A 13198-nucleotide genomic window follows, 5' to 3' on the forward strand; every position below is an offset into this window, starting at 1 on the left:
CATCATGATAGCATGACCGCAAGGAAGCAGGCTCAGCCCTTCTTGAGGTGGCGACGGCCCAGCAGTTCGGCGATCTGCACCGCGTTCAGCGCCGCGCCCTTGCGCAGATTGTCGCTGACGCACCAAAGCGAAATGCCGCTGTCGACCGTCGGGTCCTCACGCACGCGGCTGATGAAGGTCGCGAAGTCACCGACACATTCAATCGGAGTGATGTAGCCACCATCCTCGCGCTTATCGACCAGCATGATGCCGGGGGCTTCACGCAGGATATCCTGCGCTTCCTTGGCGCTGATTTCCTTCTCGAACTCGATGTTGATCGCTTCGGAGTGACCCACGAACACCGGCACGCGCACGCAGGTGGCGGTCAGCTTGATCTTGGGATCGAGGATCTTCTTGGTTTCCGCGACCATCTTCCATTCTTCCTTGGTCGACCCATCGTCCAGGAAAACGTCGATATGCGGGATCACGTTGAAGGCGATCTGCTTGGTGAACTTCTTGGCTTCGGCCGGATCGCCTACGAAGATGTTGCGCGACTGCTCGAACAGCTCGTCCATGCCAGCCTTGCCCGCACCGGACACCGACTGATAGGTCGAGACGACCACGCGCTTGATGATCGCGGCGTCATGCAGCGGCTTCAAAGCCACCACCATCTGCGCGGTCGAGCAGTTGGGGTTGGCGATGATATTCTTCTTCTTATAGCCGTCGATCGCGTCTGGGTTCACTTCGGGCACGATCAGCGGCACGTCCGGGTCCATGCGGTAGAGCGAGCTATTGTCGATCACGACGCAGCCGGCCGCTGCCGCCTTGGGCGCATATTCAGCCGTCGGGCCGCTGCCCGCGGCGAACAGGGCGATGTCCCAGCCGGTAAAGTCGAAATGTTCGATATTCTGGCATTTGATCGTCTTGCCGCTGTCACCGAAATCGACGGTCAGCCCCTGCGAGCGCGACGATGCGACCGCGGCGATCTCGTCAATCGGGAACTCGCGCTCGGCGAGAATGGTCAGCATTTCGCGGCCCACATTCCCGGTGGCACCTACGACGACGACCCTGTAACCCATGACTGAACACTCCACTCCGATGCAGATATAACGGAAGTGCGCGCCATAGCGGCGTTGCGCCATTTGTCCAGTGGCAAGCCGTTTGTTGCGCGAAAGGCCAGCTTTTGACGCTGGACGTTGCCGGGATGCGGCAACGTCCTTGCCGCCTATGGCTTGGTTGCGTCAGGCGACACGCCGCGCCGCGCCAGGAAATCCTCGATCGTGCGCCACAGATGAACGCTGATCCCCGGCCCGCCGACGCGGTGGGTCTGGCCCGGATAGGCCATCATCTCGAACGGCACTGCCGCGCCCTGCATCTTCGCCATCAACGCGGTGGCATTGTCGAACACCACATTATCGTCGGACATGCCGTGGATCAGCAGCAAAGGATCGCTGATCTTCACCGCCTCCTCGATCGCGCCGGACGCGGGATAGGCGCTGGCCTTGTCCTGCGGCATCCCCAGATAGCGTTCAGTATAATGGGTGTCGTAGAGTTCCCACTTCGTCACCGGCGCGCCCGCGACCGCCGCCGCGAATATGCCCGGTGCCTTCTCCAGAAGCTTCAGCGACATATAGCCACCGTAAGACCAGCCATAGGTCGCAATCCGCTTGGGATCGACGAACGGCTGGGCCTTGAGCCAATCCACGCCAGCCAGTTGGTCCGCCACCTCGACCGTCCCCATGGCGCGATAGAGATGATCCTCGAACGCCTTGCCACGATCGGGCGTGCCGCGATTGTCGACCGCAAAGACGATCCAGCCCCGATCGACCAGATATTGGTTCAGCGCCCCGGACCAGGTGTTCATCACCTGCCGCCCGCCGCCCGGCCCGCCATAATGGATCATGAACACAGGATAGCGTTTGCCCGGTTCGATCGGCGGGGTCATGATCTTGGTATAGAGCGTCGTGCCGTCCTTGGCCCTGATCGTGCCGAAGCGGGTTTTGACATGGCTCGCCAGATAGGGCGCATAGGGATGATCACCCTTCAGCGCGTTTTCCGACAACCATTGCAATTGCTTGCCACTACTGTCGGCCAGATAGACCTGCTTGGGCTGGTCGCTATTCTGGCGGGTGATGACGACCCGGCTTGCCGCGCCATCCATCACCGCGTCATTCCACCAGCCGCTGGTCGTGATCTGACGCGGCGCAGCGGCCTTGCCGATCGGCGCGCTGTACAGCTGCTGCTCCAGCGGGGTTTCGCGATTGCCAGTGAAATAGACTAGCCCGGCCTTCTCATCGACCGCCACCAGCGTTTTGACCTCCCAGTCGCCGCTGGTCAGCGCCGTCCATTTGCCGTCGTGAACCCGGTAGAGATGGCCATGGCCGCTTTTTTCCGACCACCAAAGGAAATCGCCGCCAGCCAGCGGATGGAAATTGTCGCTGAGGTTGATCCAGCTTTTGGCCGTTTCAGCGAGGACGATCTTCGCCTTGCCGGTAAACGGATCGACCGCCAGCAGGTCGAGCCGCTTCTGGTCGCGCGTCTCGCGCTGGACATAGAGCGTCCGGCCATCCTTCGCCCAATCGACCCGCGCCAGATAAATGTCGCGATCCGACCCCAGATCGACCTTCACCTGCCCCGACCCGTCCGGCTTCATGACATAGAGATCGACGATCGCATTGGGTGTCCCGGCGGCGGGGTAGCGCTGCTGATAAACCTTCGTCCCCTCCCCGCCGATCGCGGTGCGGGTGACTATGCCGACCGGGCTTTCATCCACCCGCGCGACCGCAATCAGGGCATCGTCGGGCGACCACCAATAGCCGGTCCGCCGGTCCATTTCCTCCTGCGCGACAAATTCGGCGACACCCCAACTGACGGTATCGCTGGCCCCCTGCGTCACCTGCCGTTCCGCCCCACCGATGGGCTGTACGAACAGATTGCCCCCGCGAACGAAGGACACGAACCCGCCGTTGGTGCTGACCACGCCATTCAGTTCACCATCGGGCGTATCGGTCAGCCGCTGCACCTTGCCATCCAGAGCAGCCAGGTAGAGATCGCCATCGACCGGCACCAAAATGCTCTTGCCATCGGGTGACCAGTCATAGCTGGTAATGCCGCTGCTGCCCGCAACCGAGCGGTCCCGCTCCCGCTGCATCTTTTCCGCTTCGGACAGGGCTGCGCCGCTCCCCGTCTTACGCGAATCGACCAGCATCCGCTGCTTGCCTGTGCGTGTGTCGATCGCCCACAGGTCGAGCCGCTCCTTCTCATCCGCGCGGGGCTTTAGCAGGGTAACGAGCGACCCATCGGGCGACAATTTGAGCGCGCGCGGCTGCGGCCCGGCCAGGTCGGGGCTGGCAAAGACCCGTTCGAGCGTCAGCGTCTCCTGCGCCATGACAGGCGTGGCGGACAGCATGAGCAGCGCGCCAAACGCTGCGCCGGATTTCCAATAGGGAGGCATCGACATCCTTTCAGGTCGGCGACCGCACGGGACGCCGGATCAAGGGCAATGATTAGCCCGATGAGACTGAAAAGATCAATGGAGGGAAATAATCTGTCCCGGCCATGGCGCTCTGCCATGGTGGGCGCGGCAGGGATTGAACCTGCGACCCCACCCGTGTGAAGGGTGTGCTCTACCACTGAGCTACGCGCCCCTTGTAAGGAGGAGGCGGCCATTGGCATCGCTGGCGCGCCCTGTCAAGCGCGGGGGCATCCCGTCCCGCAAATTGCGCCTTTGCACTGCGTCGCGCACGCGCTTAAAACGGTCCCGCCGCAAATATGGAGTGACGGATTGATGCGTAAAGCGCTGTTCCCGGTGATCTTGGCCACGCTGGCCGCGTGCAACACGGTGCAGGGTGTGGGTCGCGATATCGAGTCCGTGGGTCGCGCCGGGAAAGACGCAATGCGCTGACCAATAGTCGGTGAATTATTGCAACACGCGCCCGATGGCTGTCGCATTTTTCCGCAGACGGACGCCGTCGCACCCCGGTTCGCCACAGTTGCAGGCTTCGATCGTGTAGCGCACACCACACATGACCAACACGTCATGATCGAAACTATAGTTGGAAATGCCCGCGCGCTCGACCTTTTCCTGTGCTCTGGCCTTGAGAGTCATGCGAGTCCCCCCGTAAATGCGGATACTGATGATTGATGTTGCGATGCACAATGTCAATTGATCGACATTTGTTCCTGAACGAATTGTCAGAATATTGTCGCCAAAATGCAACGCTTCGTCGTCGCTGCTGAGGTGACTTGCACCACACGGCACAGCGTCCCATATGCCGCCCCATGAACGACCATAACAGCAGCGCCATGCCGGTCTGGCATGGCACCACCATCATGTCCGTACGCAAGAATGGAAAGGTCGTCGTCGCTGGCGACGGTCAGGTTTCCATGGGCCAGACGGTGATGAAACCCAACGCCCGCAAGGTGCGCCGCCTGCATGACGGCAGCGTCATCGGCGGCTTTGCCGGGGCCACGGCCGACGCCTTCACCCTGTTCGAGCGGCTGGAGGCGAAGCTGGAGCGCCACAATGGCCAGCTGATGCGATCCGCCGTGGAATTAGCCAAGGACTGGCGCACCGACAAATATCTGCGGAACCTGGAAGCGATGATGATCGTCGCGGACAAGGATGTGACCCTGATCCTGACCGGCAATGGCGATGTGCTGGAGCCGGTGAACGGCGTAGCCGCGATCGGATCGGGCGGCAATTTCGCCCTCGCGGCTGCCCGTGCGCTGGTGGATTATGAAGCGGACGCGGAGACGCTGGCGCGCAAGGCCATGGCCGTGGCGGCGGACATCTGCGTCTATACCAATGATCAGCTGACCATCGAAACGCTGGACAGCGCTGCTTGAATCCCCCTCCCGCTTGCGGGAGGGGTTAGGGGAGGGCCTGTAACGGCGTTCCTCGACATGCCCTCCCCCGACCCCTCCCTGAAGGGAGGGGAGAAGGACCGAAATGAACGACAATCTGACCCCAAAAGCCATCGTCGCCGCATTGGACGCGCATATCATCGGCCAGCACGACGCCAAGCGCGCCGTTGCTGTCGCCCTGCGCAACCGCTGGCGTCGCCAGCACCTGCCCGATGATTTGCGCGACGAGGTGACGCCCAAAAATATCCTGATGATCGGGCCGACCGGCTGCGGCAAGACGGAGATCAGCCGTCGCCTTGCCAAATTGGCCGACGCCCCGTTCGTGAAGGTCGAAGCGACAAAATTCACCGAAGTCGGCTATGTGGGTCGCGACGTCGAGCAGATCGTCCGTGATCTGGTCGAGGAAGCCGTGCGCCTGGAAAAGGACCGCCGCCGCGAAGCCGTGCGCGAGGCCGCGTCCGAGGCCGCCATGGGCCGCCTGCTCGACGCATTGACCGGCAAGGAAGCCAGCGAGGCCACCCGCCTCTCCTTCCGCCAGAAGATCGAACAGCATCAGATGAACGATGTCGAGGTCGAGGTGGAAGTCGCCGACAGCCCCTCCATGCCGATGGAAATCCCCGGCATGGGCGGTCAGGTCGGTATGATCAACCTGTCCGACATGATGTCCAAGGCGTTTGGCCAGCAGCAGAAGAAGCGCCGCAAGATGCGCGTCGCCGATGCGTGGGACAAACTGGTCGAGGAAGAGCAGGACAAGCGGCTGGATCAGGATGACGTCGCCCGCGTCGCCATCACCAGCGCCGAACAAAATGGCATCGTGTTCCTCGACGAGATCGACAAGATCGCGGTCAGCGATGTGCGCGGCGGGTCCGTCAGCCGCGAGGGCGTGCAGCGCGACCTGCTACCCCTGATCGAAGGCACGACCGTCTCGACCAAATATGGCCCGCTCAAGACCGACCATATTCTCTTCATCGCGTCCGGCGCGTTCCACGTCGCCAAGCCCAGCGACCTGCTGCCCGAACTCCAGGGCCGCCTGCCGATCCGCGTTGAGCTAAAGGCGCTGACCGAGGAGGATTTCGTCGCGATCCTCTCCGACACCAAGGCGAGCCTCGTCGCGCAATATCGCGCGCTGCTGGCGACCGAGGAAGTGACGATCGACCTGACGCCAGACGGCATCCGCGCGGTCGCCCGCATCGCCGCCGAGGTGAATGGCGAAGTCGAAAATATCGGCGCCCGCAGGCTCCAGACGGTGATGGAAAAGCTGCTGGAGGATGTGAGTTTCGAGGCGGAGGACCGTCGCGGCGAAACGCTGGTGATCGACGCTGCCTATGTGGAGAAGCAGTTGAGCGCGATCGCGCACGACACCGACCTAAGTAAATATGTGCTGTAATTTCCAGTTCCCCCTCCCGCAGGCGGGAGGGGGCTAGGGGGTGGGCGAGCGCAACCTCGCTACATGCCCACCTCGCTGCGACTAAATTCGCCTTTGGCTCATAAAGTCTCGCTGCCCCTCCCGCCTGCGGGAGGGGATTTTGCCCGTTTAATAACTCCGCCCCACCAGCACCCGCTCGACCGCCGTCTCGCCGGTAAACACGCACACCCCGTCAGCGGCCTCCGCATCATTGGGCACATTGCGCAGCGTCAGCTTCTCGCCCTTGAGCCACTGCACCACCTTCTCCAGCGCCTCGCCGGTCGGTTTTGCCCATTGCACCAGCGCCCAGCCGGGCTTGGCACTGGCATTGAAATAGGCCTTGAGCGCATCAATGTCGGTGATCGACTTGTCGATGCTGCCGTCGAGACGCGCCTTGGCATCGGCGAACAATGAATCTTGGATTTGGCCAAGTGTAACAGTGACACCTGCCACGAAGGTTTCCTTTTTTGAAAGAACCGAATTTAACTTGCCATCCTCACGATACAGTTCGTCGCGTCGGAACCATGAAACCATGCCGTTTGCAACGTCACGCGGCCCAACCTCGATCACGATCGGCGCGCCCTTCTTGACCCAGCCCCAGCGCTTGGTCGCCGCCTTCGCCGGGCGACGGTCGAGCAGCGCCCGCACCGGCTCACGGAACACGTCCAGCGCGTTCAGCTGTGCCACCAGATCGGCGCAATAATCGACGATTGCGGCGTCCTCGTCGGTGTCGCGCAGCATCGGCACCACGACGATCTGATAGGGCGCAACGCGCGGTGGGACGCGCAGCCCGTCATCGTCGCCATGGACCATGATCAGGCCGCCGATCATGCGGGTGGACATGCCCCAGCTGGTCGTCTGCGCCAGCTCCTGTTGCCCTTCGGCATTCTGATATTTGATATTCTGCGCTTGGCTAAACGTCGTGCCCAGAAAATGCGACGTGCCTGCCTGCAACGCCTTGCCGTCCTGCATGATCGCTTCGATTGAGTAGGTGGCGACCGCGCCGGGGAAGCGTTCATTTTCTGGCTTCTCGCCCGCGACGACCGGCATCGCGACGCAATCCTCGGCAAAGCTGCGATAGACTTCCAGCATCTTCATCGTCTCTTCCATCGCCTCATCGACGGTGGCGTGGGCGGTGTGGCCTTCCTGCCAGAGAAATTCGGTCGTGCGCAGGAACATGCGGGTGCGCATTTCCCAGCGCACGACATTGGCCCACTGGTTGATGAGGACAGGCAGGTCGCGCCATGACTGGACCCAGCGGCTGAAGGCCGCGCCGATCACCGTTTCCGATGTGGGGCGCACGACCAGCGGCTCCTCCAGCTTCGCTTCGGGATCGGGGACCAGCTTGCCGTCCTTCTGGATCAGCCGGTGATGGGTGACGACCGCCATTTCCTTGGCGAAGCCGTCGACATGCTCGGCTTCCTTCTCGAAATAGGAGAGCGGGATGAACAGCGGGAAATAGCAATTTTCATGCCCGGTCGCCTTGATCCGCGCGTCGAGCAGGGTCTGGATCCGTTCCCAAATGCCATAGCCCCATGGCCGGATGACCATGCAGCCGCGCACGCCGCTTTCTTCGGCCAGGTCAGCCTCCGAAATGACGGCCTGATACCAGGCGGAGAAATCCTGCTCGCGGGTGATGGAAAGGGCATGTTTCACGGGAATGGCTTGCCTGCTGTAGGGAATGGATCGGCGCGCAATAGGCCATGCGCGCTGTCCCCGTCCACCCCCGACGCACATTGGTGTTCAGCTAACGGCGACACCCAGTTTTTCGAGCCAGGCCCGCGCCTGTTTTGGCTCGCCCGGCGCGTCAGACGCCACCGGGCCGCGTGCGGCGAGAAAGGACTGGTGCAGCGCAAACGGCTCCAGCCCCAATTGATCGCGCAGATTGTCGATATCGGCGGCCAGTTCATCCAGCGCCGCGACGACCGGCGCGGCCTTGGCACGCGCCTGCCGGTCAGGCTTATGGTCGAACAGGCCCCAAACCCCGCCTGCCGTGACCTGAAGCGCCGCGATCAGCGCCGCGTCATAGTCGGCTTCCAGCTCGACCCGCCGCACGTCCAGTCGTTCCAGCCGGTCGGCCTTTGCCATTGGGGTTCAGCCCAGCTTGTCGATCTTGGCGTTGAGCGCGGCAAGCTGCGCCTTCAGCACCGCGATCTCATCGTCCTTTTCGGCTTCGGCCGGGGTCGCCACACCGGGCATACCCGGCATACCGGGGACACCCGGCATCAGCCCGCCAGCGCCCTTGAACGCGCTGGTCGCCGCTTCGAACATCTGCATGTTGCGCTTGGCGATCTCGGCCAGTGGGCCGCCGCCGAATGCGCCCTGCATCGCTTCCTGAAACTGCAACTGGTTCTTGCGGAACGCATCCATCGACGCTTCGAGATATTGCGGCACCATCGATTGCATCGAATCGCCATACATGGAGATCAGCTGACGCAGGAAATTGACCGGCAGCATATTTTCGCCGCGCTGTTCTTCTTCCATGATGATCTGGGTCAGGACATTATGGGTAATGTCCTCGCCGCTCTTGGCATCAACCACAGTGAACTCGCGGCCCTCGCGCGTCATCTGCGACAACAGATCAAGGGTGATGTAACTGGACGTTTCGGTGTTATAAAGCCGCCGGTTAGCGTATTTCTTGATAACCACCGGCTCTGATTCATTAGCCGCTTTAGATTTGGCCATGGACACCTCTCCCGCACCTGCACACTCCTCAATAGCACAGGGCGTTGCCGCACCGCAACATGGCCCAAGGCCTTTACCCCTTTTTCTCAACATTTTATGGCGCGAAACAGAGGGCGATCCAGAGCTGCGCAAACGCGCCTTCATCGGCCTGCGCCGTTATCAACAGGCGCAGCGCCCTCCCCCCCCGCCTGCCCCCGCCAGCATGGTGCAGGTCGGCAGCGCGCGGTTGCTGCGCTATGGTGTTGATAATGGCCGCGCGCCGGTGGTTTTCGTACCCTCGCTCATAAATCCGCCGCAGGTGCTGGACCTGTCCGAACGCCGATCTTTGCTGCGCCACATGGCTGCAGCAGGACATGACGCCTGGCTCGTCGACTGGGGCAGTCCGTCGGCTCAGGATGCGATGATGGGGCTGGATGGCCACATCACGAACCGGCTTTTGCCATTGATAGCCTCCCTGCCGCGCCCCCCCATATTGGTGGGCTATTGCCTGGGCGGCACGTTGGCGCTGGGCGCTGCCATGCTGCACCCGATGCGGGCGGTGGCGACGATCGCTTCGCCCTGGCGATTCGACGGTTTCAGCGATGCCGACCGGCAGGAAATCAGCGCCCTGTGGCGCGGAGCCAAGCCCATGTGCGATCGGCTGGGCTATGTGCCGATGGAGGTGCTGCAATCGGGTTTCTGGGCGATGGACCCGGCCCGCACGATCCGCAAATTCGCCGCTTTTGCCGATGTAGCGGCGGGATCGGACGGAGAGCGCGCCTTTATGGCAGTGGAGGATTGGGCCAATGGCGGGCCGCCGCTGACCTATGCGGCGGGACGCGATCTGTTCGATGACCTTTATGCCGGTAACGCCAGCGGAGAGGGACGTTGGCGTGTCGGAGGCCAGACAGTCGATCCACATGGGCTTGCCTGCCCGACCCTGTCGATCCGCTCGACGACGGATCGCATCGTCCCTGCCGCCGCTTCGACCCAATTGGCTACAGACTGGCAATTCAAACTGGGTCATGTCGGCATGGTGGTGGGCGGACAGGCGCGCGAAACGCTGTGGTTTCCATTGTCCCAATGGCTTTCCAGCCATGGCGGATGATGCTATGTGCGCCTGCGAAAAGAGACCCCAATAATAGAGGATCGAGCCTTTGTCAGATATCGTCATTACCGCCGCCAAGCGCACGGCCGTCGGCAGCTTCATGGGCGCGTTCGGATCGACCCCGGCGCATGAACTGGGCCGTCAGGCGATCATCGCCGCGCTGGCGCAGGCCGGTGTCGCGCCCGACGAAGTGGACGAGGTGATTTTGGGCCAGGTGCTGAGCGCCGGTCAGGGCCAGAACCCCGCGCGTCAGGCCGCCGTCAATGCGGGCATCCCGGTCGAGCGCACCGCGATCGGCCTCAACCAGCTGTGCGGCTCCGGCCTGCGCGCCGTTGCACTGGCGGCTCAGGCGATCCGCGCCGGGGACGCGAACATCATGGTGGCTGGAGGGCAGGAAAGCATGTCGCTTGCTCCCCATGCGCAATATCTGCGCGCGGGCAACAAGATGGGCAATGTCAGCCTGGTCGACACGATGATCCATGACGGCCTGACCGACGCCTTCAACAATTATCATATGGGCATCACCGCGGAAAATCTGGCCGAGAAGTATCAGATCAGCCGGGAAGCACAGGACATCTTTGCCGTCGCCAGCCAGAACAAGGCCGAAGCCGCACGGGCATCGGGCCGTTTCGTCGACGAAATCGCGCCGGTCACGATCAAGGGCCGCAAGGGCGACACCATCGTTGATGCCGACGAATATATCCGCGCCGGTGCCACCATCGAAGCGATGGAGAAGCTGAAGCCTGCCTTCAAGAAGGACGGCACCGTCACCGCCGCCAATGCCAGCGGCCTGAACGATGGCGCCGCCGCACTGGTGCTGATGACCGCAGATACCGCTGCGAAGCGCGGCGCGACCATTTTGGGCCGGATCGCCGGCTTTGCGACCTGCGGTGTCGATCCTTCGATCATGGGCATCGGCCCGGCCCCGGCCAGCCGCAAGGCGCTGGAGAAGGCGGGCTGGTCGATCGCGGACCTCGACCTGATCGAAGCCAATGAAGCCTTTGCCGCGCAGGCGCTGTCGGTGGGTCAGGAACTGGGCTGGGATGCGTCCAAGGTCAACGTCAATGGCGGCGCGATCGCCATCGGCCATCCGATCGGCGCGTCGGGCGCGCGGGTGCTGACCACCCTGCTCTATGAAATGGCAAAGCGCGATGCGAAAAAGGGTCTGGCGACCCTGTGCATCGGCGGCGGCATGGGCGTTGCGATGTGCATCGAACGCTGATCGACTGAGAGATTACAAAAGGCCGTCGCTCCCAACGGAGCGGCGGCCTTTTTCGTGTCAGGCTTGGCGCGGGGCGCTGCGGCAACGGTCGGAACAATAGACCACATTGTCCCAGTCGCGTTCCCACTTCTTGCGCCAGGCAAAGGGGCGCTGGCAGACCGGGCAGGTCTTGGTTGGCAGATCCCGCTTTGCAACGCCGCGTGGCATGGATGATTCCCCGGTTGTGCTAAGCGTCGAGCTGGCGGTCTCTGGTTTCCGGCAGCGCGACCAGACAGCTAGTAAGCGCCAGGGCCACGACGGCCAATGTGTACCAAAGCCCGGCATAGGGATCACCGGTTCGCGCGACGATATATTGGCTGACCAGCGGCAGGAAACCGCCGAAATAACCAGTGCCGATATGATAGGGGATCGACAGCGACGAATAGCGGATACGCGCCGGGAAATATTCCGACAGGAGCGCCGCGACCGGCCCATAGGTCGCGCCTGACAGCGTCCAGAGTAACAACAATGCCGCGAAAATTGCCATCGCGCGAGGCCAGTCCGGCGTCACGCTGCCGGTCGGGTAGCCCCCCGCTTTCAACGCGGCGTCAAGGCCATCGGCGCTCAGGTCCGTGACGACCAGATCGCCAATCCGCACCGCGGGCGTGGCCGCGGCCTGCTTGTCATAGGGGATGCCGCGTTTGGAAAAATGGTCGAGCAATTTGCCGCAGGCGGTCGGCTGGACCTTGGCAAAGGGATCGAACAGGCAGTCCGGGCCGCGCACCACGACCGGGGCACGCTCCGCCGCCGTGCTGAGCGTCGGGTTCGCCATGACGCCCATGAACTGGTAAAGCGGCATGAGCAGAACAAGCACCAGCGCATACCCGATCATAATGGGTTTGCGGCGACCGATACGATCGGACAAATGTCCGAAATAGATCATCGACGCCACCCCGGCCAGGGCGCTGACCCCGACCAATAGCTGCGCCATACCCTGCGTGACATGCAATCCGCTTTGCAGAAAGCTGAGCGCCTGGAACATGACTGTATAGGCGATCACTGTGAACCCGGCAGCGACACCGATCATCGCGACCAGCATCCGTTTCTTGTTGCCCGGATAGGTGAAGGCTTCCTTGATCGGATTTTTCGACTGGGTGCCTGCCTTCTTCATCGCGGTGAATACCGGACTTTCGCGCAGCATCAGCCGCATCCACAGCGATATGCCGAGCAGGGCAAGCGAGAAAAGAAAGGGCAGCCGCCAGCCCCAATCGGCCCAGATTTCCGGCCCGACCAGCCATTGCGTGCCGACCACGACGATCAGCGAGAGGATGAAGCCGCCGATCACCCCGGCCTGAATGAAGCTGGTATAAAAACCGCGCCGTCCCGGCGGCGCATGTTCGGCGACATAGATGGCCGCCCCGCCATATTCGCCGCCCAGCGCCAGCCCCTGCGCGATCCGCAGCGTGATCAGAATGATGGGCGCGGCAATGCCGATGCTGACGGCGGAAGGGGTGAGGCCAACCCCAGCCGTCGCGACGCCCATCAGGATGATCGTGGCCAGGAAGGTATATTTGCGCCCCAGCCGGTCGCCCAGATAGCCGAACAAGGCCGCGCCGATCGGACGGAAGGCAAAGCCGATCGCGAAACCCGCCAGCGTGTAGAGCAGTTCGACGGTAGGATTGTCGGTCGGGAAGAAGGTCCGCCCGATGATCGGTGCGAGGACGCCATAGATGTAGAAATCATACCATTCGAACACGGTGCCGAGCGCTGAGGCGGTGATGACCAGCCGGTCGCGCCTGACGTCCATCACATAGTCGCTGCCGACCGCTCCGCTCATCCCCTGCCCCCTTAACTTCGCACTTTTCCCGGTAATTGTGAAATTGCGTTACCCCACGGGGTAATTAAATTTCCAACACCGCTTTGCGCAACCGCCACTGTCGGCGCGCGGAACAGGGGCCGATATCGCATGAAGCGG

The 13198-nt window shown here is 62.4% G+C and carries 13 protein-coding genes and 1 tRNA gene; 5 read left to right on the forward strand and 9 right to left on the reverse strand.

What is annotated here, in order from left to right; all coding sequences use genetic code 11:
* Positions 1 to 32: 32 nt before the first annotated feature.
* The 3 genes from Q0D44_RS07495 to Q0D44_RS07505 form a co-directional block, all read right to left on the reverse strand.
* Complete coding sequence (locus Q0D44_RS07495; protein ID WP_119745791.1) at positions 33 to 1058, reverse strand: aspartate-semialdehyde dehydrogenase; 1026 nt, start codon at positions 1056 to 1058, stop codon at positions 33 to 35.
* 146 nt (positions 1059 to 1204) lie between these two features.
* Positions 1205 to 3433, reverse strand: coding sequence for a S9 family peptidase (locus Q0D44_RS07500; RefSeq protein ID WP_294135007.1), 2229 nt, complete (start codon positions 3431 to 3433; stop codon positions 1205 to 1207).
* 118 nt (positions 3434 to 3551) lie between these two features.
* Positions 3552 to 3626, reverse strand: a tRNA-Val gene (locus Q0D44_RS07505).
* Between the two features lie 140 nt (positions 3627 to 3766).
* Here Q0D44_RS07505 and Q0D44_RS07510 point away from each other — a divergent pair.
* Positions 3767 to 3883 carry an entericidin A/B family lipoprotein gene (locus tag Q0D44_RS07510; RefSeq protein WP_294134748.1) on the forward strand — a complete coding sequence of 39 codons (117 nt, stop codon included), beginning with the start codon at positions 3767 to 3769 and terminating at the stop codon, positions 3881 to 3883.
* Positions 3884 to 3898: 15 nt separating this feature from the next.
* On the opposite strand, the gene Q0D44_RS07515 is transcribed toward Q0D44_RS07510, so the two are convergent.
* A complete protein-coding gene (locus Q0D44_RS07515) occupies positions 3899 to 4087 on the reverse strand; it encodes a hypothetical protein (protein ID WP_119745793.1) in 189 nt (62 codons plus the stop codon).
* A 173-nt stretch (positions 4088 to 4260) separates the two neighbouring features.
* Here Q0D44_RS07515 and hslV point away from each other — a divergent pair, with 173 nt between their 5' ends.
* A complete protein-coding gene (gene hslV, locus Q0D44_RS07520; RefSeq protein ID WP_294134751.1) occupies positions 4261 to 4827 on the forward strand; it encodes an ATP-dependent protease subunit HslV in 567 nt (188 codons plus the stop codon).
* A 103-nt stretch (positions 4828 to 4930) separates the two neighbouring features.
* Entirely contained in the window at positions 4931 to 6232 is a 1302-nt protein-coding gene (hslU, locus tag Q0D44_RS07525) for an ATP-dependent protease ATPase subunit HslU (RefSeq protein WP_294134754.1), read from the forward strand.
* Between the two features lie 147 nt (positions 6233 to 6379).
* On the opposite strand, the gene proS is transcribed toward hslU, so the two are convergent.
* The 3 genes from proS to phaR all read right to left on the reverse strand — a co-directional run bounded on the left by proS (position 6380) and on the right by phaR (position 8935).
* Entirely contained in the window at positions 6380 to 7906 is a 1527-nt protein-coding gene (proS, locus tag Q0D44_RS07530) for a proline--tRNA ligase (protein WP_294134756.1), read from the reverse strand.
* Positions 7907 to 7993: 87 nt separating this feature from the next.
* Entirely contained in the window at positions 7994 to 8338 is a 345-nt protein-coding gene (locus Q0D44_RS07535; RefSeq protein WP_294134759.1) for a hypothetical protein, read from the reverse strand.
* Between the two features lie 6 nt (positions 8339 to 8344).
* Positions 8345 to 8935, reverse strand: coding sequence for a polyhydroxyalkanoate synthesis repressor PhaR (gene phaR, locus Q0D44_RS07540; protein ID WP_217672347.1), 591 nt, complete (start codon positions 8933 to 8935; stop codon positions 8345 to 8347).
* Here phaR and Q0D44_RS07545 point away from each other — a divergent pair.
* Both Q0D44_RS07545 and Q0D44_RS07550 read left to right on the forward strand, forming a co-directional pair.
* Positions 8934 to 10022 carry an alpha/beta hydrolase gene (locus Q0D44_RS07545; protein ID WP_294134762.1) on the forward strand — a complete coding sequence of 363 codons (1089 nt, stop codon included), beginning with the start codon at positions 8934 to 8936 and terminating at the stop codon, positions 10020 to 10022. The two genes, phaR and Q0D44_RS07545, sit on opposite strands and share 2 nt — an antisense overlap.
* Positions 10023 to 10071: 49 nt before the next feature.
* Positions 10072 to 11244, forward strand: coding sequence for an acetyl-CoA C-acetyltransferase (locus tag Q0D44_RS07550; RefSeq protein ID WP_294134764.1), 1173 nt, complete (start codon positions 10072 to 10074; stop codon positions 11242 to 11244).
* Positions 11245 to 11301: 57 nt separating this feature from the next.
* Here the strand turns inward: Q0D44_RS07550 and Q0D44_RS07555 are convergent, their stop codons facing one another.
* Both Q0D44_RS07555 and Q0D44_RS07560 read right to left on the reverse strand, forming a co-directional pair.
* Positions 11302 to 11451 carry a DUF2256 domain-containing protein gene (locus tag Q0D44_RS07555; RefSeq protein WP_294134766.1) on the reverse strand — a complete coding sequence of 50 codons (150 nt, stop codon included), beginning with the start codon at positions 11449 to 11451 and terminating at the stop codon, positions 11302 to 11304.
* A gap of 19 nt (positions 11452 to 11470) precedes the next feature.
* Positions 11471 to 13060, reverse strand: a complete 1590-nt coding sequence (locus Q0D44_RS07560; RefSeq protein ID WP_294134769.1) for an MFS transporter — start codon at positions 13058 to 13060, stop codon at positions 11471 to 11473.
* Between the last annotated feature and the right edge of the window lie 138 nt (positions 13061 to 13198).

The sequence above is a fragment of the Sphingobium sp. genome, from assembly GCA_023266575.1.
In the GTDB taxonomy this organism is placed as follows: Bacteria; Pseudomonadota; Alphaproteobacteria; order Sphingomonadales; family Sphingomonadaceae; genus Sphingobium.